This is a genomic window from Enterococcus sp. LX10 (assembly GCF_023539285.1).
GTDB lineage: Bacteria > Bacillota > Bacilli > Lactobacillales > Enterococcaceae > Enterococcus > Enterococcus faecalis.
The window spans coordinates 1,424,309-1,448,623 of sequence record NZ_CP092784.1; the positions used below are offsets into that span (position 1 = coordinate 1,424,309).

Here is a 24,315-nt window from a genome sequence, read left to right on the forward strand (position 1 = left end):
GGCTGGATGTAAAGATTTTGAAAAGAGGTACTTATTTTATGGTTGTTGATTTGAAAATGTTAGCTATGATTTTTATCATTAATTTTGCGTATATTACCTTAAATACTATTCGTTTTATGTTAACGATGAAAGGTTATCGGGTTATTGCACCGCTGGTTAGTATGGCTGAAATAACAATTTATGTCTTAGGGCTAAGTATGGTTCTGAATCGGTTAGACAATCCTTTAAATTTACTTGTTTATGCGCTTGGTTACGCTGTTGGCATTAGTGTAGGAATTAAAATCGAAGACTATTTGGCCTTGGGTTATATTATGGTATCGGTTATCCTCCCTTCTACTACTGAACAATTTCATTTACCAGAAACACTTCGTGAACACGGCTATGGTGTTACGCAAAGTGTCGCCTACGGACGCGAAGGAGAACGAATGGTTTTAGAAATCCTTTCCCCAAGAAAAAACGAACGTACATTGTACAAATTAATCAATCAATTAGAGCCGAGAGCATTTATCATTTCCTATGAGCCTAAGTTCATTTCCGGTGGTTTTTGGACGAAAAAAGTTCGCAAAAGAAATGACGCCATTTCTCACTAAGAAGCGGCGTCATTTCTTGTCATTGATTTTTAGTTTACATAATAAAATTATCGTAACTTTAATTTATTCTAAGATAACTTAGAGAGTTCGTACCTAGTTGCTCAATCAATTGTTGCATAAAAACTAAGCGTTCGATGGCCGATCGGTTAGCAATTTTTTCATAATAAAATGCTAGAATATCCGACTGTGCTTCTAAAGGCTCGGCTTGTTCCGTTGCTACTGGTAAAAGGAGTTTTAAGTGGTCCTGGTCAATCGTAATCACTTGGGTCAAGTGCAAACTTTCTTGAAAAATATTAGGCACAGTACTGACTTTGCGGCCTCGCAGAGCTTGTTTAATAACTCTTCTCGCTTGTGAAAGATAGTATTCAGGATTTACGTCTCCTAGCAAGTCATATAAAGCACTGAAGGCTTCTGGCAAGGATTGCTCTTTGCCCAAGTAATCAAAATAACGAGGCATTGTTGGAACCTCTGTCTTTTCTTTTTCAAGCGTAATCATAGATAGTTGTGCCGAGGCCAATCTTTGTTTTTGATAGAATGAGGGGCCACCGCTCACGCCAAAAAAATAGTCTTCCTCTTCTGGAAACACTTGTGGCCAAAAAGATTCAGCTAGCCAAAATAATTGCTCTGTTACAGTTCCTTTAAACTTAGGAAGTTCGTCTTCAGCCAAGGTCAAACTCGCAACTTCAGCTGCCGTATAAATAGGAAAATTCAAACGATATTGACGATTTTCCCGAATGATTAACTGACAATCAATCATTTCTGATAAAAATTGTTCTAACTTGCCTTCTGTTGCAAAGGCCGCTTTTAATTGTCTTAAAATGATTCTTTCTTCCCGATGTTCATACATAAAAGTAACAAGAGGGAAAAAAAGTGATTGGTTGAGCAAATGATTGTATTGTTTCGTTTGTTGCGGAGAATGATAGTAAATTGCTAAATCATTCATGTTAACGCCCCTTTACTATTGAAGCGCCTAAGCAACAAGGAATTTATCGCGTTGCTTAGGCGCTTACGGTTTTAGTTAAAGACTTCTGTTAATTGTGGTACTACTTGTTTTTTACGAGAAACAACGCCTGGTAAGAACGCACGATTGTTAACTAATGTTACATTGAATGCTGCTTCAATTTTGGCTTGTTCCGCACCAATCGCTAATAATTCAGAATCACTGTCTAGGATATTCGTAATAATTAAGACAAACAAGTCATAATTATTGGCTGCATTTTCTGCGGCCATAGCTGCTTCTAATTCAGCTTGACGATCTAAAACTTCTGCTAAGTCGACGGTATTTACTTGGGCAACGCGAACTGTTTTGCCGTTCATTGGGAAGCTCTTAGCATCTAAATCTAAAAGAACTTCAGCTGATTTATCGCTTAAATTTGTTCCTGCTTTTAATAAGTCAAGACCATAGCCTTCTAAATTGATTTCAGCAATATCAGCTAGGGCGTGCGCTGCATCGATGTCTTCTTGTGTGCAAGTTGGTGATTTAAATAATAATGTATCAGAAATAATCGCTGAGACCATCATACCAGCAATTTGAGCTGGAATTGTCACGTTATTTTCTTTAAACATTTTATAGATGATTGTACTGGTACACCCTACTGGTTCTGCACGATAATACAATGGATCTGCTGTTTCGAAGTTGGCAATCCGGTGATGATCCACTACTGCTAAAATGTTTACTTCAGCGATATCTGAAATGCTTTGTTGGAATTCGTTATGATCCACTAACATGACTTGGTTTGTTTCGCTAGCTGCTTCAGTGACAACACGTGGTGCTTCAATATTGAAGTAATCTAAGGCATATTGAGTTTCTTCACTTGGTGTTCCTAAAGCGACAGCTTCTGTCTCTTTTCCTAATTCTTTTTGTAAGTAAGCAAAACTAATTGCTGCTCCGATAGCATCTGTATCAGGATTTTGGTGTCCAAAAACTAAAATTTTTGACATAATACACACTCCTTGGTTTTGATTCACTCTTAATGATAACAAAAAATAGAAAAGAAACAACAAAAAAATTGTCTTCTTTTCTATTTTTTCGTCTGTTAACGTGCTAGATAACCTTGATAGTCCTCGACATGTAGTAGTTTTTTCGCATTTTCAACACGGTCATTTTTAGGAGGCTCAATTCCTTCTAATGGATAAGGAATACCTAGTTCTTCCCATTTGTACTTGCCCATCGTATGGTAAGGAAGCACTTCAACTTTATCTACATTGTTTAATGTTTTTATGAAGGCATCCAGACGGATTAAATATTCGTCGTAATCACTACGTTGAGGCACCAATACGTGGCGAATCCAAACAGGTTTGTCAATTTCAGATAAATAGGTAGCCATCTCTAAAATATTATCATTTGATTGCGTTGTTAACAGTTTATGCTGCTCGTTATCAATATGTTTGATGTCGAATAAGAGTAAATCTGTGTACTTCATCAATTCATCAAATTGACTAATGAAGGGTTCTTCCCGAGTAAAAGGTTTGCCACACGTATCTAAGGTGGTATGAATGCCTTGTGCTTTGGCTTTTTTAAATAAATCGATTAAAAAGTCCATTTGCAATAGCGGCTCACCACCACTGACAGTGATACCACCCTTTTCGCCCCAATAAGAGCGAAAACGTAATGCTTCCTCTAATACTTCGTCAGTCGTCACCACACGACCACCGGAACCAATTTTCCAAGTATCTGGATTATGACAGAATTGACATCTCATGCGACACCCTTGTGTAAATACAATAAAACGGACACCTGGGCCATCAACGGTACCAAAATTTTCTGTTGAATGAATTCTACCTGTAACTGGTGTTGTCATAATGATCCCTCTTCTTTCAAACGAAAAGGATGACACGTTAAATGTCACCCTTTCAGTTAAATAATGTAAATGTTTTTTATAGTCTGTCGTGTGAAGTTCTTGAAATAACGTCTGCTTGTTGTTCAGGAGTTAAGTCACGGAATTTCACGGCATATCCAGATACACGGATAGTTAAGTTTGGATATTTTTCTGGATGTGCTTGTGCATCTAATAATAATTCGTTTGTAAATACGTTTACGTTTAAGTGGTAACCACCTTTATCGAAGTAGCCATCTAATACGTTACGTAAGTTGTTAATTCTTGTGTCGTCGTCTTTACCTAAACCATTAGGGTTGATGGTTTGTGTATTAGAAATACCATCTAAAGCGATTGTATATTCTAAACGAGCTGTTGAGTTTAATGAAGCTAACAAGCCATTTTTCTCACCTAAGAATTTACCGTCTTGATAACTTGGGTTCGCACCTGGTGCAAGAGGTTTGCCGGCACGACGTCCGTCAGGCGTGTTCCCTGTTGCTTTACCATAAACAACGTTTGAAGTGATTGTTAATAATGAAGTCGTTGGTTTAGAGTTACGGTATGTGTGTTGACGTTTAATTTGTGTCATAAAGTAATCTAAAATCCAGTTAGCCATTGCATCGGCTTCTTCGTTATCATTTCCGTATGTTGGGAATTCTTTTGTTGGTACATAATCAATTGCCATACCATCTTCGTCACGGATTACTTCTACTTCACCGTGTTTAATTGCCATGATACTATCAGTCGCATGAGAGATTCCGGCAATACCAGTTGCGAATGTCCGTTGTAAATCAGTATCCATTAAAGCTAATTGTGGTGCTTCATATGCATATTTATCATGCATGTAATGAATAATGTTTAATGTGTTAACGTACAATTCAGCTAACCAGTCTAAGATGTCTTTATAGCGTTCCATGAATTCGTGGTAATCTAATTTGTCACCAGTCATTGGACGATATTTTGGTGCTACTTGCATTTTAGTTTTTTCATCGACCCCGCCGTTAATTGCATAAAGAACAGCTTTCGCTAAGTTCGCACGAGCGCCGAAGAATTGCATATCTTTACCCATAACTGTTGCAGAAACACAACATGCGATTGCGCAGTCGTCAGAACCCCAGTTTTCACGTAATAAGTCATCGTTTTCAAATTGGATAGATGAGCTTTCTTTCGCGATTTTAGCTGCATATGTTCTGAAGCCTTCTGGTAAGTGAGAAGAATACAATACAGTTAAGTTCGGTTCTGGAGATGGTCCCATGTTTGTTAAGGTGTGTAAGATACGGAAGTCATTTTTGGTAACTAATGAACGACCGTCAATACCCATACCAGCAATAGATAATGTTGCCCAAATTGGATAACCAGAGAATAATTGGTTGTATTCTGGTGTCCGTGCAAATTTAACCATACGTAATTTCATGATTAAATGGTCAATCATTTCTTGTGCTTCAAATTCAGTGATTAAACCAGCTTCTAAGTCACGTTGGATATAGATGTCTAAGAATGCTGAGATACGACCAATTGACATTGCCGCACCATTTTGAGATTTAATGGCACCTAGGTAACCAAAGTATAACCATTGGATTGCTTCTTGCGCATTTGCAGCAGGACGAGAAATATCGAAACCATAAGAAGCAGCCATTTGTTTTAAGTCATTTAACGCACGGTATTGTTCAGAAATTTCTTCACGTAAGCGAATAACATCGTCTGTCATTTCTTTGTTACCAGTGTTATCATGATCTTTTTTCTTTTGTTCCATTAAGTAGTCGATACCATATAATGCGATACGACGATAGTCACCGATAATACGGCCACGGCCATAAGCATCTGGAAGACCAGTAATGATTTTGTTTTTACGTGCTAAACGCATTTCAGCTGTGTAGGCATCAAAAACACCTTGGTTATGTGTTTTTCTGTATTCTGTGAAGATTTTTGTCATTTCTTCGTTAGTTTCATAACCATTTGAAACTAAGGCATTGTTCGCCATTTTAATACCACCGAATGGCATAAATGCTTGTTTTAATGGTACATCTGTTTGTAAACCGACAATTTTTTCTTCTTCTTTAATTAAGTAACCAGGTTCATGTGACGTAATAGTTGCTGGGATATCGCTATCCATGTCATAAACGCCATTTTTTTCATGTTGGATTTCAAATAATTCTTGTAGTTTTGTCCATAATTTGTCAGTGCTTGGAGCGATTGGTTCTAAGAAACTGTCGTCGCCTTTGTACTCTGTGTAGTTGTTTTGAATAAAATCACGAGTGTCAACGCTTGTTCTCCATTTGTCGCCTTTAAAGCCTTCCCATTGTTTCATGAAGTGTTTGCCTCCTTAGTTAACTGCTACTTGATTGTATGTAACAGCTTTATGTGATTAGTATAACACATAACCTTTTAGATGCAAGCGTTTTTTTATTATTTATTGCACTTTCTTAATAAATAAATGGGGAGCGAAGATTCTAAACGCTGATATATAAACATTTATACTTGTGAAAATAAGAACGATTTATAGTTGTTATCACTTGTGAAAAATGTACTTCTGTATTAAAAACAGCAGCCATCTGTATTAATACAGATGGCTGCTGTCGAGATATTTATAACACAGTTTAGTTTGTTTGCTCTTCTTCAATCACTGCAGAATGCATCTCGTGGACTTCCATTACTTGGCCATCTTTTTGTTCATCGATGACAAAGGAACCGTTGGATGTTCGTTCACTGATTGGATAGTTTTTCGACTGAATAACTTCTTGTGTGCCTTTTTGCGTAGTAACTAATAAATCTAAATCGGTACTTTCAGACATAAAGACAACACGATGTGGATTTTTCTTCAATTCCCGTAAGACCATTAATCCACGTTTTGCTCGTCCTAATTGTGTTAATTCTTGGGCTAACATACGTTTAACACCGCCACGTTGGGTAACGATGACAATTGGTGTATCCCCTTCAGAATGAACCAGTAAACCATTAACGACATAATCGTCTTCTTTGAGGTTCATTGATTTAACTCCAGCCGCTTTACTACCCACGACTGGTACTTCATATAATGGATAACGTAAGCCAAAACCGCGATTGCTAACGAGGAAAACATCCAATAAGTCTTGATCATTTGTTAAATAAACATTGGTAATTTCATCTTGGTCTGATTTTAATTTCATACAAGATGTCGGGCGGCTCTTATAAGTGCGCCAAGGCTCAAAATCAGCCATTTTGGTTTGTTTAATCATGCCAGCTTTTGTAATGAAAACAAAGGTTTTTGTCGGACTTAACTCTTTATAAGGATATACAGCAATAATCGATTCATCGATAGCAAGATTTAAAATGGTTTGAGAAATATGTTCGCCAATTTCTTTCCAGCGTAAATCTGGCAACTCATGGACGGGGCGATAGATCATATTTCCTTTATTTGTTACTAGTAAAAGATGATCTAATGTATTGACTTCGCCAGCATATAGTAAAAAGTCGCCTTCTTTCATGCCGATTTCTTCTGGTTTTGATGCTGTATAAGAACGAATACTACTCCGTTTGATATAGCCTTCGTGCGTCACGGTTACGACCACGTCTTCCTGTGCAACTAACACGGCTGTTTCAATCTTGATTTCTTGGATTTCCTCTTCAATTTGAGTTAAGCGAGGATTGCCATATTGCTTTTTAACTTCGCGAAGTTCTTTTTTCATGACTGAGAATAGTTCTTTTTCATTGTTTAAAATGTTCAATAACTCAGCAATTTGTTGCTCTAAAGTTTTTGCTTCTTCTTGTAAATCAGTAATATCCGTATTGGTTAAACGGTATAGCTGTAAAGTAACGATTGCTTCAGCTTGTTCTTCAGTAAACGCATAGTCGGATACTAAGTTCTTCTTCGCATCTTTTTTATCTTTACTGCCACGGATTGTTGCAATCACTTTATCTAAGATAGACAATGCTTTAATTAAACCAGCAACAATGTGCTCACGTTTGCGAGCTTTGTCCAACTCAAATTGACAACGATTAATGATAACTGATTTGCGGTGCGTAATGTAACTTTCTAAAATCCGTTTAAGGCCCACTTGTTGCGGGGTCATGTTGTCAATCGCAACCATATTAAAATTATAGTTAATCTGTAATTCAGTATTTTTAAATAGATAATTTAAAATACCTTCTGCATTGACATCTTTTTTTAGTTCAACAACAATTTGCAAGCCAGTTCTGTCACTTTCGTCACGAACTTCGGCAATGCCGTCTACTTTTTTATTTAAACGGATTTCATCCATCTTCTTCACTAGCGTTGCTTTATTGACTTCATAAGGAATTTCAGAAATGACAATTTGTTGTTTGCCGCCTTTTAAGGGCTCAATCTTTGTCTTCGCACGTAAAATTACTTTACCACGGCCGGTTTCGTAGGCTTTTTTAATTTCTGCTTTTCCTTGTAAGATCCCACCTGTTGGAAAATCTGGTCCTGGAATGTATTCCATTAATTTCTCTAAACTTGCATTAGGATGATCAATTAAATACACGGTCCCATCAATAATTTCCGCTAAATTATGTGTAGGAATTTCTGTTGCATAACCTGCTGAAATCCCCGTTGAGCCATTTACCAATAAATTAGGATATTTGGCTGGTAAAACAGTGGGTTCTTTTTCTGTATCGTCAAAATTCCAGACGAAATCGACGGTATTTTTGTCGATATCTTTTAACAACTCACCACTTAACTGTGATAAACGAGCTTCTGTATAACGCATCGCCGCTGGCGGGTCGCCATCCATACTTCCGTTGTTTCCGTGCATTTCAATTAGTACTTCCCGTAATTTCCAGTCTTGACTTAGACGGACCATCGCTTCATAAATACTACTGTCGCCATGGGGATGATAATTCCCCATAATGTTTCCGACAGATTTTGCTGATTTACGAAAGCCTTTATCAAAGGTATTGCCATCTTTATTCATTGAAAAGAGAATGCGGCGTTGTACTGGTTTTAGCCCATCTCGAATATCTGGTAGGGCCCGTTCTTGAATGATGTATTTGGAATATCTTCCAAAACGATCGCCCATTACTTCTTCAAGGGTTAATTCTTGAACTTCTTGGCGTTTTTCCAAAATTGTCACTCCCTACTCTATGTCAAACAAACTGATTTCAGTGTCATCGGTTTGTTCTGCTTCTTTTGTTTTTTCCGCATCTAAAAGACTTTCTCCTGTTGGTGCAGAAGTGTCTTCTTCTGAACGATCTAAAATACTGCCATCTTCTTCCAATGTAAATTGAACATGTTGTTCAATCCATTTTCGACGAGGTTCGACTTTGTCGCCCATTAATGTGGTCACACGGCGTTCTGCTTGAGCTGCATCATCAATCCGAACACGAATTAAGGTTCTAGTTTCAGGATCCATCGTTGTTTCCCAAAGTTGTTCTGCATTCATTTCACCCAAACCTTTATAGCGTTGGAGCATATAGCCTTTACCAACTTTATCAATCACTTCTGCCAATTCACCATCGGTCCAAGCATACTCAATGACTGATTTTTTTCCAGTTCCTTTAGAGACTTTATAAAGAGGTGGTAAGGCAATATAGACTTTGCCGGCTTCAATTAATGGTTTCATATAACGATAGAAGAACGTTAATAGCAACACTTGAATATGGGCACCATCGGTATCCGCATCGGTCATGATGATGATTTTATCATAATTACAATCTTCAATTGAAAATTCAGGACCGACGCCTGCGCCAATTGTATAGATCATAGTATTGATTTCTTCGTTTTTCAAGATGTCTTGCATTTTCGCTTTTTCCGTATTAATGACTTTTCCTCGTAGCGGTAAAATGGCTTGAAATTTCCGGTCGCGTCCTTGTTTTGCTGAGCCACCGGCCGAGTCTCCTTCGACAAGATATAGTTCATTTTTCTTAGGATTTCTAGATTGAGCCGGTGTTAATTTTCCAGAAAGTAACGATTCGCCTTTTTTCCGTTTTTTACCGTTCCGGCTTTCTTCACGGGCTTTGCGAGCCGCTTCACGGGCTTCACGGGCTTTAATCGCTTTCCGAATTAATGATTGACTCATTTCACTGTTTTCTTGTAAATAGAAGCCCATTTGTTCGCCTACGACGTTATCGACAACGGTTCTTGCTAAAGGTGTACCTAATTTCCCTTTGGTTTGGCCCTCGAACTGTAGTAAGTTTTCTGGTACTCGAATAGAAAGGACGGCTGCTAAGCCTTCACGGAAGTCGCTACCTTCTAAATTTTTATCTTTTTCTTTTAATAGTCCTACTTTACGTGCATATTCATTGTACGCCTTTGTCATTGACGTTTTCATACCGACTTCGTGGGTACCTCCATCTTTTGTGCGGACATTGTTAACGAAAGATAAAACATTTTCAGAATAGCCATCGTTGTATTGATAGGCTAATTCAACTTCAATACCTTCTTTGGCTCCTGAAAAATAAACAACGGGTGTTAATGTATCTTTTTCTTCATTTAGATAGGCAACAAATTCTTTAATGCCTTCTTCGTAGTGAAAGACTTCTTCTTTGGGTTCTTCCCCACGTTCATCTGTTAAAGTAATTTTGACGCCTTTTAATAAGAAAGCTGATTCTCTCAAACGTTCTGCTAAAATTTCGTAAGAAAAATTTGTCGTAGAGAAAATAGTGTCGTCAGGTAAAAAAGTAACAGAGGTACCGTTGCGTTTTTTTGTTTTGCCGATTTTTTTTAAGGTACCAACTGGTTTACCGCCGTCCTCAAATCGTTCCATGTATTCTACGCCATCACGAACAATATGAACTTCTAACCACTTAGATAAGGCATTAACAACACTGGCACCCACCCCATGGAGTCCGCCTGAAGTTTTATAGCCACCTTGGCCAAACTTACCACCCGCATGTAAGACAGTAAAAATGACTTCTACTGTTGGGATACCAGAAGCATGCATCCCTGTTGGCATTCCGCGGCCAGAGTCTGCAACACAAATACTATTATCTTTTTGGATGGTTACGTTGATTTCATTCCCGTAGCCAGATAACGCTTCATCGACTGCGTTATCGACAATTTCATAGACTAAGTGATGGAGTCCACGGCTATCGGTTGAACCGATATACATACCAGGTCTTTTCCTCACTGCTTCCAATCCTTCTAGGACTTGGATAGAGGCATCATTGTACTCATTGTTAATTTTTTTAGCCAAAGAAAAAACTCCTTATACTTAGATTCTCGTTTAGTTAATAAGCGTACATTAACTATTTCTTAAAGAATTAGAAGAAGAGTGAGCCGGTTTCTTGCGTTTTCCGTTCGCTCCTTCTAAAACCATCATTACAATAATACTCTATCTGGGTCAAAAAAAAAAGAGCTTTCCGTTCAGGACGCTCTTTCTTTATAAAATTACACGTGTTTATTCAGCATCTGCCATTTTTGCCAATTCAATTTTAATACAACGGTTCATAATAACTTGCCGACCTTCATTTAATAACAAGTTCGCTGCCTCTTCGTTTTCCAAACCTAGTTGGGCCCAAAAGACAGGCGCTTCTGTTTTCAATGTTTCTGCGGCCACTTCTGGCAAAAATTCACTCCGCCGAAAGACGTCAACAATATCAATCTTTTCAGGAATCTCTGTTAATGTCCCATAAACCGTTTCGCCAAGCACCGTTTCGCCTTTTAAAACTGGATTGACAGGTAACACACGATAGCCATGTTGCTGTAAAATTTCCGCAATTTTGTAACTCGTGCGGTCGGGCTTGTTACTCAAACCAACCACCGCAATATTTTTTGCTTGTTTTAAAATATCAAAAATTTGATTTTGACTTGGATTCTCAAATGTCATTCACTCAACCCCTTTTTTTCGTTCTTATTTATTATAACGCTGAGTAAAGGGTTTTGGCAAAATTATTCTCTGAATACCGACAAAATAATTATTGGCTTTGCCAATCTGCTGGATAGGTCACGTAGACAAAGCGGGCATCACCCGTCACTGAAAATTGAATTTTGCTACTTTTCGGGATTAAAATAATTTCGCCGGCTGTTGCAGAAATTTTACGTCCGTCAATCAGTATATCTAATTGTCCTGAAATAATATAATCAATTTCATCGTATTCTAGCGTCCAGTCGAAGGTGGTATCTTTCATCACCATTAAACCGCAACCAAGGCGCGGGCTTTCTTCTAAAGAAAACAGATCTTTTGTGTAGACAATGTCCGCTGGGTTGCCTGTATCTAAGCGATCGTCTTCTGTTACGTCAATTTCGGGTAATTTGATGGACATAATTCCACTGGGATCCACTTGTTTAGTCGGCATTAATTTTTCTGTAACAATTTGTCGAACAAGCGTTTCAATCATTTCACGATTTAATTCTGTCATATTTACACCTCATTATTTCACTTCTGTTTCGGGTTTCCCTAGCATTCGATTTGCCATAAAGATAGCCACAAAAATGGCGGTAATCCCTCCAACTAATTTTCCAACAATCATTGGAAAAATCATTTCTTTTGCTACGCCTGCAGTAAAACCAAGGTGATCACCTAAAACGAAAGAAGCCGAAACAGCAAAAGCGATATTAATAATTTTTCCTCGATTATCCATGTCTTTTAACATTTGGAACATGGGAATATTGTTAGCTAATGTAGCAACCATTCCTGCAGCCGCTACTTCATTCATTCCTAAAACTTTTCCTAGTTTCATCAATGGTTTATTAAAGACTTTCGTAATCACAGCTACTAAACAGAAAGCGCCAGCTAAAGTTAAAGCAATCCCGCCAACGACTTCAATACCTTCAGTAACTGGTGCAATACCAGGAATCACTGTAATTCCTAATAATAGTTGAATCGCCCCCACAACTAAACCAAAGATAGCGACAATCACTACGCCTTGACCAAAAATTTGGAAGCCTTTAATCATGCCATTTGGCGCTAACCACAAACCTAAAATAATTAAAGCGGCAACAATAATAATTGGAATTAAGTTAGGAACAATCAATGACAATGGCATGCCAGCTGTTAAACCACCTGCTAATAAACCAAAAGGAATTGTAATAATCCCGCTCAAAACACCCGTTGCTAAGAATTGTTGGTCGTCTTTTTGGATAATGCCCAGCGCTACTGGAATTGTAAAGACTAACGTTGGTCCCATCATTGCACCTAAGATTGCCCCCGCAAATAAACCAGCTTGTGGATCATTGGCTAATTGTTGTGCTAACGCAAAGCCGCCCATATCATTAGCCAATAAGGTTGTGGCAAACATTGCTGGATCAGCACCTAGTAATTCATAGACAGGAACGACAATCGGACTTAAAAGATTGGCTAAGACAGGCGCTAAAGTGATAATCCCTACCATAGAAAGCGCTAGAGAACCCATAGCCATAATCCCTTCCTCAAATTGCTCCCCTAAACCTAGTTTGTTGCCAATACATTTATCGATTCCTCCAATAATCATGAAAAGAACCATAATATACATAATAATTTCATTAATGCTCATGTCTCGTCCTCCCTATTCTTCCTCTGTAGAATCAATGACACCAACAATCATTGCATCAATTGGGACATTCGGATCTTCTGCCGAAATACGGGCAGCATTGCCTTGACTAATTAACACTTTGTCCCCGACACCAGCTCCAGCGTTGTCAGCAGCAATTAAAAATCCTTGCTTTTCGTCCTCTTGATTCAAAATATCAACCATCATAAATTTCCAGCCATTTAATTTTTCATCTTTTCTTGTTGACCAAAGGCTACCAGTCACTTTTCCTAAAAGCATCGTTTTTCCTCCTTACGTCAGCAATTGATGTTTCCTAGCATAATCTTTCGCTAACGGGGTTAAATAGGCATTTTTACTTAAAGAAACACCTGCTTCTGTCATTCTTATCAATTGTTTTTCAGTAATGTAGGTTCGTTTGGTCTCCGCCAAAGAACGAAATTGTTTTTGACAGGCCGCCTGAAACATAGCATAATTTTCTGAATCATGATAAAAAATCAGCCCAAACTGTTGGCACATGTCCACGTTTTCCTGAATCGTTTGTTTCAAACGATACTTCAATCGTGAATTTTTAATCACTGAAGGTATTGGGGTTAAAACCAATACCGGCTTACCTTCAAATAAGAATGCTAAGATGTTTTTGACTAATTCATCCGTTTCCTGTAAATGCGCAATCGCATTTACTTGGGAAATCGTTAGCCTCTTTACAACCAAGCCTCGTGCTAGCTTCTGCTCCTTGGTTACCCAATTTACATCAGGAAAACGAACAAACATTTCTTCAGGAAATGCTTCTTTTGCTTCTGCTAAAGCCACTGAATAAGACGACGACAGCAATTGTTGACAAATTCGATCAGTAATCTGTTGAATCAAATTTTCCATTTCAGAAACGTTCATTGTCCTTCCTCCTTTTACTTAAGAATATAGCCACGAGCTCCTTTGGTTAAGCCGCAAGCGTTGGCTTCATCGTAGTCAATATGCATGTACGTTGCAAATCGCGGACTGATTCGCACAACTACATCATCAAAGATTAACGGACGTGTGCCTTCCACTTTGACTTGCACAATTTGGCTATTGCTTACTTTATTTTTCAAGGCGTCTTCGGGTGTCATGTGAATATGACGTTTGGCAACAATTAAGCCGTGACTTAATGTCACAACTGCTGATCCGTTCATCAGCGTGACACCTGGTGTCCCTTCTGTCTTGCCACTCTCTCTAACTGGGGCGTTAATTCCTAAAATACGTGTATCCGTCATAGAAACTTCAACTTGTGATTCGCTACGTTCAGGGCCTAAAATAACCACATTTTGAAAAAGTCCTTTAGGTCCAGCAACCGTAATTCGTTCTTTACAAACGAACTGTCCAGGTTGTGATAAATCTTTCACTTTTGTTAGTTGATATCCTGGTCCAAATAATGCATCAATCTCTTGACGAGACAAATGAACATGTCGGCCAGAAGCTTCAACTTCAAAAGTATTTTGTTGTTGTTGCTGAATTCGTTTAACAACTTCTTCAACAATTTCATTCATTGAATCCAATTTGTTCATCTCCTAGTTTCGTGATATTTCAGCCATGGTGCTAATTAATTCTGCAGCCCAAGATTGAAAAAGGCCGAACAGTTGTGATTCTCCTTTTAACTGGAGAATAATTTTATCTAGTTGTAATTGAATTTCTTTTGAGGAATAGCGCCATTGTCTCTGTTGGTTAGTTAGAATAGTTACCTTTGATTCCAAAATGACTGGCTCCATTACAAGCGACTGTTCTAAAATAAATTTCTCTAACCACAGTTGTTGTTGTTCGAAATATAACCAACCTTCTGTTGATAACGCTTCATTCGTTAAGAAAGGCAAATACAATAGATGGCTTAAGTGCCGAATCTCATAAATTGTTTCTTTTGATAAATGTTCTTGTTTTTGTTTTTGTGAGGAGGCCTTCACTGAATGAACCTCAGAAAGCAATGGGTTTGTTGAAGAGAAGCTGCTATTAATCCGATGCTCGCGTAGATAGCTTTTGGCGGCTGGCGTCAGAAAACTGCCTACAGGAAACACAAAATCCGTGCCATCTTCTAGTTCTTTTTTAAGCCTTTTGTTGCGAAGCATATCTTCTGTAATAACTGTCATAACACCCCTCCTCAATGAAAGTTTAGGACAGAAGTAATGAACCTACCTCTGCCCCAAAAAATCAAAATTATAATTCAGTTGTTGCGTGAGGTAAAATAGCGTCTACTTCTGTATGTGGACGTGGAATTACATGGACAGATAATAATTCGCCAACACGTTCTGCTGCGGCAGCACCAGCATCTGTTGCTGCTTTTACAGCACCAACGTCACCGCGAACCATTACTGTAACTAAACCGCCACCGACTTGTTCTTTTCCAATTAAAGTAACGTTTGCCGCTTTCACCATTGCATCGGCTGCTTCAACAGCACCTACTAAACCACGAGTTTCGATCATTCCTAAAGCATTTGTACTTGACATTATAATTTCCTCCTAAGATGTATGTTTTATTTTTAAAAATTTGGGACAATTAGCAATTTGACTTAGGTCCCAAACCCTAAATCCAATAATTCATTTGTTTTACTCTTACTCGCTCGTTTCTTGTTAGTTTAAGCGAGCTAAAACTTGAGCCACCACGGCATTTACTAGTTCTTCTTGATTGGTTGTTTCGCAAGAAGTAGCCACAGATGTGGTTGATGTTTGACCAAATTCTTGACGAATCTCTTCTAAATCACGCACGCCATAAGCAACACGACGTAAATTGAACAGATTTTCAACTCCAATATTATCAGAAGTTGAGCTGCCACCAACTGCGCCACAGCCAAGTGTTAATGCTGGCACTAAGTTAGTTGAAGCACCAATTCCGCCAAGTGTACCAGAGGTGTTAACAAGCAAACGAGAGACGGGTTTTCTTAAGCCAAATTCACGAATGACTTCTTTGTTTTCTGTGTGAATGCCCATCGTATGACCCGCACCTTCACCTTTCAAAATTTCAATTGATAACGCGCAAGCTGCTTCCCAGTTTTCAACTGTATAGAAAGCAATAATCGGCGCCAATTTTTCTCTTGAAAATGGATATTTCAAGCCTACATGTGTTTCTTCGGCAACAATTAAGCGGCGATCTTTTGGAATAGATAAACCAACTAATGAAGCAATATGTTGAACGGAACGTCCTACGATTTGCGGGTTCATTGTACCGTTTGGTCGTAAAATAAATTTAGCTAATTTGTCGGCTTCGGCTGGACTTAAGAAATACGCGCCCTGCTTAATTAACTCTTCTTTGACCGCTTCACGGTTGACAGTTTCAACAATAATTGATTGTTCCGATGCACAAATTGTACCGTTATCGAAAGTTTTTGAATCCATTATCTGTTTCACTGCATGAGGAACATTTGCGCTTCGTTCGATGTAGGCTGGTCCATTACCAGGCCCAACACCGATTGCTGGTGTTCCAGAAGAGTACGCTGCTTTAACCATTGCGTTTCCACCAGTAGCTAAAATTAAATTTGTTTCTTTATTTTTCATTAATTCGTTGGTCGCTTGCATAGTTGGCGTTTTGATGACCGAGACACAACCTTCTGGTGCCCCTGCAGCAATAGCCGCTTTTTGGATAATTTCTACTGTTTCAATAATCGATTTCAACGCATTGGGATGTGGTGAAAAAACAATGCTGTTGGCAGCTTTTAATGAAATTAATGCTTTGTAAATGACTGTTGATGTCGGGTTGGTAGAAGGAATTAATCCTGCAATTACACCAACTGGGACAGCAATTTCAGTGACTTTTTTGGCAGCATCATCATTGATCACACCAACTGTAGGTTTGTCCTTCATTTCGTCATATACTACTTTTGAAGCGAAAGCATTTTTGATGATTTTATCTTCATAGATACCAAATCCTGTTTCTTCATTGGCCATTTTCGCTAACTTTTCTCGTTGGTTAAACGTAGCCTCTGAAACTGCTTGGACAATCGCATCGATTTGTTTTTGCGAAAATGTTGCTAATACTTGCTGTGCCTCTTTGGCTTTTCTGATTAAATTTCTTGTTTCTTGGATGGAACGTAAGTCTTTATCTACTAATTCCACTCGTCTTCACTTCTTTCTATTTCAGCCATGATTGCTTGAATTAAAGCTTCTTTATTGGCAAATTTAATCTCACTTTTCTTTAAACTACTTAGGTTCATTTTGTAGGCTTGTTTGCGTAAATCAACCACGCGTTGTGTTTCTAATTTTTGGCGTGTGCCAGTGTGTTCTTCCAAGTCTGGTGTTTCAATCTCTTCTTCAATTACTTCTATTTGTTCCATCGGTTCAGGTGCTGACTTGGGTTCTGGATCTGATAAAATCACTTCCGTTTGAGCATCAACCCGTGAGATCACATGATGAGCAATTAAACAATTTAATTCTTTAGCTACTTCCGTGCCTACTTCAACGGCAGCTTGAACCGCGGCAACGTCACCAATCAGTTCCACAGTTGTTAAACCGCCATTAATAATTTCAGCTTTTAACAAAGTAACGTCGGCGGCTTTTAATGCCGCATCGGCCACACTAATGGCACCTAAAAACCCTTTGACTTCGACCATTCCTAATGCTTTCATTCAGGTCACATCCTTAATAACTCAACGGATTGTCAGCGATATTTTGAATGACTTGTTCAAACGCACTGCAAGCAGCTTTACATGCAGATTGACTACCTGTCAATAAGGCGCCGCCAAAGTTCGTTTCAGAAGGTGGGCCATAAAAGACACCCATTTGAACATCGGCAGCTTTCATTGCTGCATCTAAGCCAACCATTGCTTCTAGCGGTGGAGCAATCAGATAAGCAATCGCTTCACCTTCAGGAATATTCGCTTGTTCAGATAAAAAGCTACCCGTTCTTGACACTACATGCGCAAAATAAACAATACTGTCATCTTCGTTAGCACTATAGAAGCTGGCTTCTTCTTCAATGACTTGCGTAATGACACTCAAGCCACTATTGATTTCGGCAGGACTCGGACCAGCAATAATGCCAATCACTTCACCGGCTAATTTGGTTGAAGCATTTGCTGCGCCAGCATACATACTTTTACCGTAAACTACAGTAACATCGGCGGCTTTAGTTGCTTCATCTAATGCAACATAAGTGACATCATCACAATCGGAAGTAACAATTCCTAATGAGCGATGTTCTGGTTTCAATGATAATTCTTTTGCTAATGCCGGATCGACATTGGGAATGACTTTCATACTTAGGACATTTGCACCTAGACGATCATTTTTCATGAGAAATCCTCCTTTATTCAGCTTCTTTTAAATCAATACCAGATTTTTTCTTGTCTAACATTTTTTTAATAATTTCGGCAATGTAGGCGCCTGCTTCAACAGCCGGTGTCCCACCTTTGTGAATATTTGAAATAACTGTCCGCCGTGCTTCTGGCATACCGACAGTTGGTTTGTAAGCAATGTAGGCACTCATAGATTCAGCTGTTACTAAACCAGGACGTTCGCCAACTAGCAAACAAACAACATCAGCGTCAGTGATTTCACCAATTTTATCCATTGCTGGCACGCGACAATATTTAACAAAAACAACATTGTCGAAATCTAAGTTGTACATGTTTAATCCTTGTTTAATTGCTGGTAGGACTTCTTTAATATTCGCTTCGATAGCTGCTGAACTAAGGCCATCCCCTACGACCATTTGGATTTTGGCTTTTGGTGTCGTATTTTTTCGAATGATTTCACTATTTTCTTCATCAAATTGACGACCATAATCTGGACGTGTTAAATATTCATCTTTACTGTTACAGATTGTTTTTGTAGAAATAAAATTCATTTCTTTTACCAAGTCTTCACTTACGTCTGAAAAGACCGCATCTTGTGCTGCCGCATGGTCCGCTCGGAAACGTAATGTTGAACTAGTCATATAACGCGTCCCTACACGACCAACGCCTAAACGAGCTGGCGAGAAAGCTTTCATTTTTAATAGTGCTTCAGGATCTACGGCATTTTTCAATAGTAATTGTTTACGTAAATCTACTTCAGTAATGTCAGGAATTAGGCCTTCTTCAATTTCTGTCGTTTCAGTGACGTGTGTTGTGACTGGTTTTTCTTCAGCAGTCACAGTGGCAGTCGAAACCGCTTGATTGTCAGCGACCATTTCTGTTAAAATTCCGGCAATCATTTCTTTTAATTCTTTTTCGTTCATTTGTATTCTCACCTCGTTTATTTAATAAATACAGATGCATCGCCAGCGCGACTTGTTAATTTTCCGTTTTCCATTAAGCCCATTTTTTCCATCCATTCTTCAAATTCTTTAATTGGACGTAAGCCTAATGTTTCACGAATCGTCGCAGTTTCATGGAACCCAGTTGTTTGATAATTTAACATGACATCATCGCCATGAGGAATCCCCATGATATACGTACAACCAGCTGTTGCTAATAACATTGCTAAGTTTTCCATATCATTTTGATCAGCTTTCATATGGTTGGTGTAGCAGACATCACAGCCCATTGAAATTCCAGTTAATTTGCCCATGAAATGATCTTCTAAACCAGCGCGGATGACTTGTTTTGAATCGTAAAGATATTCTGGTCCAATAAAGCCAACAACGGTATTTACAATATACGGATCAAATTTTTTGGCTAAGCCATAACAACGCGCTTCCATTGTGACTTGGTCTGCGCCAAAGTTCGCTTCAGAAGAAAGTTCTGAGCCTTGACCTGTTTCAAAATACATCACATTAGGACCAGCTGCTTGACCACTGTGAAGTGCTAAATCTTGTGCTTCAGCTAAAATTTCTGCATTTAAACCAAATGCTGTGTTCCCTTTTTCTGAACCAGCGATGGATTGAAAGACTAAGCCAGTTGGCGCGCCTTGACGCATGGCTTCCATTTGTGTCGTTACGTGAGCAAGCACGCAAGTTTGTGTTGGAATTTCCCATTCGCTACGGAACTCTTCAAATTTGTTTAAGATTCGTTTAACACTTTCTGTAGAATCATCAACAGGATTCAAACCAATTAAAGCATCACCGGCGCCATAAGAAAGACCTTCCATAACTGAAGCCATAATGCCATCGACATTATCGGTTGGATGGTTCGGCTGTAAACGATTTGAAAAAGTTCCGGGACGGCCAATCGTTGTGTTGGCGGTTTTTTCAATATTGATTTTTTTTGCGCCAACAATTAGATCCATGTTGGACATTAATTTACAGACAGCAGCAATCATTTCAGAAGTGAGTCCACGGGAAATTCGTTTGATATCAAAATCGGTTGTTTCCGAAGATAAGATAAATTCGCGTAATTCTGCGACTGTCCAATGTTTAATACTTTCAAAAATTCGCATATTGACTTGGTCAATAATAATGCGTGTCACTTCGTCTTCGTCATAATCAACAACGGGATTGTTAAACAAGTCATTTAAGGACAATTCCGATAAAACGACTTTCGCTGCCACGCGTTCTTCGGCTGAATTAGCAGCTACGCCAGCTAACTTGTCGCCAGACTTTTCTTCATTGGCTTTGGCTAAGACTTCTTTAACGGATGTAAATTGATAGACTTTGCCAAATAGTTTGGTTTTTAAAATCATCTTTGTGTCGCTCCTTTTTAATTAAATACTAAGGTCTTAACAATGACTGGAAGGACGGCCCCTTCTGCCACTGGTAAGCCGATATCTACATAATCACCGTTTTCTACTTTGACAGAGTCAAGACAGATAAACGGATAGTCTTTTGGCAGATGGGCACTTAAGGCATGCCCTAAAGCTTTCGCCATGTCTTCATCTACCATAACAATAATGGGAATTTGTTCAGCAACTAAACTAGCTAATCCTTCCACAATCCCTTGACCATAGCGTTGAATATCAGCAAATGTTGGATTGCTCATGCCTCTAATTGCTAGGGCAATCTGGGGTGTTTCTTCAATACGATGCCAATTGAGTTTTTCTTGGATTCGCTGGCCTAGTTCTGTCACAGTAAGGGTTTCATCCTCTTGCGCTAATTTTAGAATTGGGATATTTTTTACCGGCAAAATTTGCTCACGGTAAGCGATCGTGCTTCCGCTAATTTCAGCAGTGTGTGAACCTGCTCCGACGACCGTTGCTCGGATTGTTTCTGCGCTTTCTAAGACTTCTTTTTCCGAAAAAATCAGTGACTTTCTCAAGTATTTCCCTAAAAGTAAGCCGATGTCCCCATATTTAAAGAGATTCGTACTTGTCGTATTTAAGCAATCAGCCACACCACCAGAAAATGTTACAATTGGTAATTCTTCACCTTTTCGTAGTGGATGGTTGGTTACTAATAACTGGTAGAACGGACTTTGTGTCCCCAAGCCAATGCTATTTTCTAACACGGCAACTAATTCCGAAATAATTGGCAGTAAGTTTTGTTCGGTGGCTTGGTCACCAAGGTGCAAGGTTAGCCCTTTTTTATTTATAATTTCTTGAATTTTCGAAGCTATATAGGTGATTTTTTGTTGTTGATCTAATTTAATTAAGCGTCCGCCAATGTCAAAACAAGCCGTGTCAATCACTTCACCATCTTTAAAGACAGCTAAATTTGTCGTTCCACCACCAATATCTAAATTAACCACCGGTCGGCGTTTCGTCTCAGAATAGGTTTGAGCGCCAGCTCCTTTTCCGGCAATGATACTTTCTAAATCGGGACCAGCCGTAGCAACGACAAAATCACCTGCGTAGCCACTAAGTGCTCGTAGCACATTGTTGGCATTGCTTTTTCGAGCAGTTTCACCTGTGATAATTACCGCACCCATTTGAATATCTTGTTTATGAATGCCTGCTTGGCGATATTGCTCCGCTACAAACGCTTTGATAGGTTCTGCATCAATTTCTGATTGGTTAAGTAAGGGTGTAAAGATAATGTCACTTCGGTAAATGACTTTTTTATCAGAAATGCTGATACGTGGTACTGTAAACGCAGAGGCAAAATTTTCAACAGTTAATTCTGACAAGACTAATTGGGTTGTAGACGTCCCTAAATCAATCCCTACGGTTAAAAGTGTTTCCTTCGACATCGCCTGACTCGCCTCCTTTTGCATACAAAAAGGCACTTAAAGAATCGTTAGAAAATTTCTTTCTACTTTTCTTTAAGCGCCTTTGCTTAATCAATGAACAACATCACTGGTGTTCTGTTCGAAATAGAAACAGGTTTTAGTTCCCTGTTTATTGGATTCAATTGTAATTTTTCCTTTTAATTTATCTTTTACGTAGCTTTTGACAATCATCAAACCTAAACTGGTCTCGTTACTTTGATGAACGTCATAGCCTTTACCATTATCTGTAACAGTAATGGTAATCATTTTATTATCTAATGTTCCACTAAGTTTAACAACGCCACTTGTTTGTGGCTCAAATGCGTGATCAAAAATGTTTTGTAATAGTTCGTTGACAACAAGGGAAATGGTAACCATTTGTTCGCTAGAAACCATAATGGCTGGATCAACATCCATCATCATCTCAATGGGTTGTGCGCCTTGAAAAAGATGTCTAAAATTATACATCACTGCTTCCAATGTTTGCCGTAAAGCAACGTCATCTTTGACTTGTTTTGACAGCAATTCATGGGTGGCTGCAATCGCCATAATTCGATTGACACTTTCATGAAGGACTTTCTTTGCTTCGGGGCTTTGCGTTCGCCGTTCTTGAATACGCAATAAGGAAACCACCGATTGCAAGTTATTTTTAACACGATGATGAATTTCACGAATCGCAACAGATTTGGAAATAATTTCCGCTTCTTTTTCTTTAAATTCTGTATTGTCTTGAATAATCATAATCAGTTGTTCTTCTGATGCCAACCACACTTTTCGAACCTTAAAATAATAATTAAGGTAGGTCGTTTTGCTTTCAATTGGTTGATTACTCATTTTATATTTCATTTGATACAACACATATTCAAAAGTTGTATAATCGATGGACAAATTGTCATAGCTCATTCCAATGATATTATCCCGATAACCAAGTTTGCGATAAAGCTCTTGTGCATTGTGATTGGTAATTAATAAGTGACCCGCCGCATCAAAAATCAAAACGGCTTCTGCCAATTGATCAATAAATAATGCGTCGACTTGACTAGTTGATTTCGCTACTTTTGCTAACTGGCAGTTATTTAACTCCTCTTTTTGTAAGTCCGCTTGAATCTCTTCATCTGCCGCAATCTCGACAATAATGACACCAATCGTTCGATGTTCATTGCGAATGGGATAGATATTTTGCTTAATCAAACGATTTTCCTGAGTCACTGCTAACAAACCAATGCTATTTAAGCTAGTTTGCATGGTACGCAGAACACCAGGTTCATTTTTTAATAAAGCTTCCATCCCGACGACATCTCCGCTATATAAAGAAGTTGTCTTCGCAGGCGGCTTATGATAAACGACTAGTGCTTGCTGTGACATTTCCTTATACACATCAATAAAAACATCTGCACTTTGATAGAGTGTCGTCGAAGAAAGATAACGTGCTGTACGTTGTAATTCTTTAATGTCTGATTCTGAAAGATTGGTATATTGGTGACATAATTGCTCTAATCGTTTCATTTATTCATCATCCATTACAATCAATTCTGCAATTTCACTCATACGTGCGCGTTTGTTCATACTTAACGTACGCAACATTTGGTAGGCTTCTTCTTCCGATATATGATTTTCTTTTACAAGAATACCTTTGGCTTTTTCAATAATTTTACGTTCTTCTAATTTTAAACTTAATTTATCGATTTGACTTAGTAACAGCTGCGTTTGTTTGCCTCGTTCAATGCTCATTTCAATTGTAGGTATTAATGATTTTTCATCTAGAGGTTTAACTAAATAACCCAATGCGCCTAATTTTTTAGCCTTGTCCGTATTTTGTACGTCACTGTATGCAGATAAAAAGACAATACTACTGGCTAGTTGGTCTTGAACAATTTTTTTACCTGCTTTTAGACCATCTAAAATTGGCATTTGAATGTCCATTAATACTAGGTCAGGTTGTGTTTTTTTACATACTTCAATTGCTTCAAAACCATCGGCCGCTTCACCGACTACTTCGTACCCTGCTTCTATCACAATATCACGAATATCGAGTCTCGTAATAGGTTCATCATCGACTATTACAATTCGTCCATCCATTTTCTTCACGCCCTTGTCCTTTCAACGCTATGTTCTGGTAATTTTACAAGTTACAGAAAAGTTTAAAATCTGTTGTAAACCTTCAATCACCGCTTGTAAGGCCGCTTCCACTGAGCTTACGTCACCAGAAATGACCACCGATCCAGAAAAACGATCAATAAAACCGATTTGGATATCTCCGCTTTTAGTCGCAATATCAACAGCGATAATTGCCGCTTCGCTCGGAGTGATTGTCAAAATACCTAGTGCATTGCTGGTGCCTTCTGGCAATCCTAATTTTGTATAAATTTCTTTATTAGGACTAGCAATGATGTGCGCTAACGTTACTTGTTTCCCAGGAACATATTCTTGAATCATTCGTTGTTTTTCTTCCAACCAGACTCGCTCCTTTAATTTAGCAAATAAAAA

At 38.5% G+C, this 24,315-nt stretch carries 24 protein-coding genes; 1 reads left to right on the forward strand and 23 read right to left on the reverse strand.

Annotation, left to right across the window (positions count from 1 at the left end):
• The first annotated feature begins 38 nt into the window (after positions 1 to 38).
• Complete coding sequence (locus tag MKZ30_RS06775) at positions 39 to 590, forward strand: DUF2179 domain-containing protein (RefSeq protein ID WP_002361848.1); 552 nt, start codon at positions 39 to 41, stop codon at positions 588 to 590.
• 58 nt (positions 591 to 648) lie between these two features.
• On the opposite strand, the gene MKZ30_RS06780 is transcribed toward MKZ30_RS06775, so the two are convergent.
• The 23 genes from MKZ30_RS06780 to eutS form a co-directional block, all read right to left on the reverse strand.
• The gene (locus tag MKZ30_RS06780; RefSeq protein ID WP_010816531.1) at positions 649 to 1,533 is read right to left on the reverse strand and encodes a DUF1803 domain-containing protein; all 885 of its coding nucleotides are present in this window, start codon (positions 1,531 to 1,533) and stop codon (positions 649 to 651) included.
• A 71-nt stretch (positions 1,534 to 1,604) separates the two neighbouring features.
• Positions 1,605 to 2,531, reverse strand: a complete 927-nt coding sequence (locus tag MKZ30_RS06785; RefSeq protein WP_002360265.1) for a manganese-dependent inorganic pyrophosphatase — start codon at positions 2,529 to 2,531, stop codon at positions 1,605 to 1,607.
• Between the two features lie 95 nt (positions 2,532 to 2,626).
• Positions 2,627 to 3,391: a pyruvate formate-lyase-activating protein gene (pflA, locus tag MKZ30_RS06790; protein ID WP_002357530.1), complete on the reverse strand. Its 765-nt coding sequence runs from the start codon at positions 3,389 to 3,391 to the stop codon at positions 2,627 to 2,629.
• 76 nt (positions 3,392 to 3,467) lie between these two features.
• A complete protein-coding gene (gene pflB / locus MKZ30_RS06795; RefSeq protein ID WP_033601238.1) occupies positions 3,468 to 5,714 on the reverse strand; it encodes a formate C-acetyltransferase in 2,247 nt (748 codons plus the stop codon).
• A 289-nt stretch (positions 5,715 to 6,003) separates the two neighbouring features.
• Positions 6,004 to 8,466, reverse strand: coding sequence for a DNA topoisomerase IV subunit A (parC, locus tag MKZ30_RS06800; protein ID WP_002357527.1), 2,463 nt, complete (start codon positions 8,464 to 8,466; stop codon positions 6,004 to 6,006).
• A 12-nt stretch (positions 8,467 to 8,478) separates the two neighbouring features.
• Positions 8,479 to 10,536: a DNA topoisomerase IV subunit B gene (parE, locus tag MKZ30_RS06805; protein WP_002381887.1), complete on the reverse strand. Its 2,058-nt coding sequence runs from the start codon at positions 10,534 to 10,536 to the stop codon at positions 8,479 to 8,481.
• Between the two features lie 204 nt (positions 10,537 to 10,740).
• Positions 10,741 to 11,169, reverse strand: coding sequence for a CoA-binding protein (locus MKZ30_RS06810; protein WP_002363980.1), 429 nt, complete (start codon positions 11,167 to 11,169; stop codon positions 10,741 to 10,743).
• 88 nt (positions 11,170 to 11,257) lie between these two features.
• The gene (locus MKZ30_RS06815; RefSeq protein ID WP_002357522.1) at positions 11,258 to 11,701 is read right to left on the reverse strand and encodes a EutQ-related cupin domain-containing protein; all 444 of its coding nucleotides are present in this window, start codon (positions 11,699 to 11,701) and stop codon (positions 11,258 to 11,260) included.
• A gap of 12 nt (positions 11,702 to 11,713) precedes the next feature.
• On the reverse strand, positions 11,714 to 12,814 hold the full coding sequence (eutH, locus tag MKZ30_RS06820) for an ethanolamine utilization protein EutH (protein ID WP_002379468.1): 1,101 nt from the start codon (positions 12,812 to 12,814) through the stop codon (positions 11,714 to 11,716).
• A 12-nt stretch (positions 12,815 to 12,826) separates the two neighbouring features.
• Entirely contained in the window at positions 12,827 to 13,090 is a 264-nt protein-coding gene (locus tag MKZ30_RS06825; RefSeq protein WP_002357519.1) for a EutN/CcmL family microcompartment protein, read from the reverse strand.
• A 12-nt stretch (positions 13,091 to 13,102) separates the two neighbouring features.
• Positions 13,103 to 13,702: a TIGR02536 family ethanolamine utilization protein gene (locus tag MKZ30_RS06830; RefSeq protein ID WP_033601237.1), complete on the reverse strand. Its 600-nt coding sequence runs from the start codon at positions 13,700 to 13,702 to the stop codon at positions 13,103 to 13,105.
• A gap of 14 nt (positions 13,703 to 13,716) precedes the next feature.
• The gene (gene eutD / locus MKZ30_RS06835; RefSeq protein WP_002357516.1) at positions 13,717 to 14,352 is read right to left on the reverse strand and encodes an ethanolamine utilization phosphate acetyltransferase EutD; all 636 of its coding nucleotides are present in this window, start codon (positions 14,350 to 14,352) and stop codon (positions 13,717 to 13,719) included.
• Positions 14,353 to 14,355: 3 nt separating this feature from the next.
• Positions 14,356 to 14,925, reverse strand: coding sequence for a hypothetical protein (locus tag MKZ30_RS06840; RefSeq protein ID WP_002420176.1), 570 nt, complete (start codon positions 14,923 to 14,925; stop codon positions 14,356 to 14,358).
• Positions 14,926 to 14,992: 67 nt separating this feature from the next.
• On the reverse strand, positions 14,993 to 15,283 hold the full coding sequence (locus tag MKZ30_RS06845; protein WP_002357513.1) for a BMC domain-containing protein: 291 nt from the start codon (positions 15,281 to 15,283) through the stop codon (positions 14,993 to 14,995).
• A 123-nt stretch (positions 15,284 to 15,406) separates the two neighbouring features.
• Positions 15,407 to 16,885 (reverse strand): acetaldehyde dehydrogenase (acetylating), encoded by a 1,479-nt coding sequence (locus tag MKZ30_RS06850; RefSeq protein ID WP_016614606.1) that lies wholly within the window; start codon positions 16,883 to 16,885, stop codon positions 15,407 to 15,409.
• A complete protein-coding gene (locus MKZ30_RS06855; protein ID WP_002360254.1) occupies positions 16,876 to 17,394 on the reverse strand; it encodes a BMC domain-containing protein in 519 nt (172 codons plus the stop codon). Before MKZ30_RS06855 ends, MKZ30_RS06850 begins: the two co-directional genes overlap by 10 nt.
• Positions 17,395 to 17,407: 13 nt before the next feature.
• Positions 17,408 to 18,061 (reverse strand): ethanolamine utilization microcompartment protein EutL, encoded by a 654-nt coding sequence (gene eutL, locus MKZ30_RS06860; protein WP_010715225.1) that lies wholly within the window; start codon positions 18,059 to 18,061, stop codon positions 17,408 to 17,410.
• Between the two features lie 13 nt (positions 18,062 to 18,074).
• Positions 18,075 to 18,986, reverse strand: a complete 912-nt coding sequence (gene eutC / locus MKZ30_RS06865) for an ethanolamine ammonia-lyase subunit EutC (RefSeq protein WP_033601235.1) — start codon at positions 18,984 to 18,986, stop codon at positions 18,075 to 18,077.
• A 17-nt stretch (positions 18,987 to 19,003) separates the two neighbouring features.
• Positions 19,004 to 20,368 carry an ethanolamine ammonia-lyase subunit EutB gene (locus MKZ30_RS06870; RefSeq protein WP_002357506.1) on the reverse strand — a complete coding sequence of 455 codons (1,365 nt, stop codon included), beginning with the start codon at positions 20,366 to 20,368 and terminating at the stop codon, positions 19,004 to 19,006.
• Between the two features lie 17 nt (positions 20,369 to 20,385).
• Positions 20,386 to 21,834 carry an ethanolamine ammonia-lyase reactivating factor EutA gene (gene eutA / locus MKZ30_RS06875; RefSeq protein WP_050444162.1) on the reverse strand — a complete coding sequence of 483 codons (1,449 nt, stop codon included), beginning with the start codon at positions 21,832 to 21,834 and terminating at the stop codon, positions 20,386 to 20,388.
• Between the two features lie 66 nt (positions 21,835 to 21,900).
• Positions 21,901 to 23,334, reverse strand: coding sequence for a GAF domain-containing sensor histidine kinase (locus MKZ30_RS06880; protein ID WP_002357504.1), 1,434 nt, complete (start codon positions 23,332 to 23,334; stop codon positions 21,901 to 21,903).
• Positions 23,335 to 23,907, reverse strand: a complete 573-nt coding sequence (locus MKZ30_RS06885) for an ANTAR domain-containing response regulator (protein WP_002384488.1) — start codon at positions 23,905 to 23,907, stop codon at positions 23,335 to 23,337. It abuts the gene before it with no gap.
• Between the two features lie 27 nt (positions 23,908 to 23,934).
• Complete coding sequence (eutS, locus tag MKZ30_RS06890) at positions 23,935 to 24,282, reverse strand: ethanolamine utilization microcompartment protein EutS (RefSeq protein WP_002345864.1); 348 nt, start codon at positions 24,280 to 24,282, stop codon at positions 23,935 to 23,937.
• Positions 24,283 to 24,315: the final 33 nt, after the last annotated feature.

What these genes read in the sequence shown, in the direction of transcription:
- eutC (WP_033601235.1), bottom strand. Translation starts at nt 18,986, where the DNA reads ATGAACGAAAAAGAATTAAAAGAAATGATTGCCGGAATTTTAACAGAA.
- MKZ30_RS06785 (WP_002360265.1), bottom strand. Translation starts at nt 2,531, where the DNA reads ATGTCAAAAATTTTAGTTTTTGGACACCAAAATCCTGATACAGATGCT.
- MKZ30_RS06825 (WP_002357519.1), bottom strand. Translation starts at nt 13,090, where the DNA reads ATGCTTTTAGGAAAAGTGACTGGTAGCCTTTGGTCAACAAGAAAAGAT.
- pflA (WP_002357530.1), bottom strand. Translation starts at nt 3,391, where the DNA reads ATGACAACACCAGTTACAGGTAGAATTCATTCAACAGAAAATTTTGGT.
- MKZ30_RS06845 (WP_002357513.1), bottom strand. Translation starts at nt 15,283, where the DNA reads ATGTCAAGTACAAATGCTTTAGGAATGATCGAAACTCGTGGTTTAGTA.
- MKZ30_RS06870 (WP_002357506.1), bottom strand. Translation starts at nt 20,368, where the DNA reads ATGATTTTAAAAACCAAACTATTTGGCAAAGTCTATCAATTTACATCC.
- eutH (WP_002379468.1), bottom strand. Translation starts at nt 12,814, where the DNA reads ATGAGCATTAATGAAATTATTATGTATATTATGGTTCTTTTCATGATT.
- eutD (WP_002357516.1), bottom strand. Translation starts at nt 14,352, where the DNA reads ATGAACAAATTGGATTCAATGAATGAAATTGTTGAAGAAGTTGTTAAA.
- MKZ30_RS06810 (WP_002363980.1), bottom strand. Translation starts at nt 11,169, where the DNA reads ATGACATTTGAGAATCCAAGTCAAAATCAAATTTTTGATATTTTAAAA.
- MKZ30_RS06840 (WP_002420176.1), bottom strand. Translation starts at nt 14,925, where the DNA reads ATGACAGTTATTACAGAAGATATGCTTCGCAACAAAAGGCTTAAAAAA.
- MKZ30_RS06830 (WP_033601237.1), bottom strand. Translation starts at nt 13,702, where the DNA reads ATGAACGTTTCTGAAATGGAAAATTTGATTCAACAGATTACTGATCGA.
- MKZ30_RS06815 (WP_002357522.1), bottom strand. Translation starts at nt 11,701, where the DNA reads ATGACAGAATTAAATCGTGAAATGATTGAAACGCTTGTTCGACAAATT.
- MKZ30_RS06855 (WP_002360254.1), bottom strand. Translation starts at nt 17,394, where the DNA reads ATGAAAGCATTAGGAATGGTCGAAGTCAAAGGGTTTTTAGGTGCCATT.
- MKZ30_RS06885 (WP_002384488.1), bottom strand. Translation starts at nt 23,907, where the DNA reads ATGGATGGACGAATTGTAATAGTCGATGATGAACCTATTACGAGACTC.
- MKZ30_RS06775 (WP_002361848.1), top strand. Translation starts at nt 39, where the DNA reads ATGGTTGTTGATTTGAAAATGTTAGCTATGATTTTTATCATTAATTTT.
- eutL (WP_010715225.1), bottom strand. Translation starts at nt 18,061, where the DNA reads ATGAAAAATGATCGTCTAGGTGCAAATGTCCTAAGTATGAAAGTCATT.
- pflB (WP_033601238.1), bottom strand. Translation starts at nt 5,714, where the DNA reads ATGAAACAATGGGAAGGCTTTAAAGGCGACAAATGGAGAACAAGCGTT.
- eutA (WP_050444162.1), bottom strand. Translation starts at nt 21,834, where the DNA reads ATGCAAAAGGAGGCGAGTCAGGCGATGTCGAAGGAAACACTTTTAACC.
- MKZ30_RS06780 (WP_010816531.1), bottom strand. Translation starts at nt 1,533, where the DNA reads ATGAATGATTTAGCAATTTACTATCATTCTCCGCAACAAACGAAACAA.
- MKZ30_RS06880 (WP_002357504.1), bottom strand. Translation starts at nt 23,334, where the DNA reads ATGAAACGATTAGAGCAATTATGTCACCAATATACCAATCTTTCAGAA.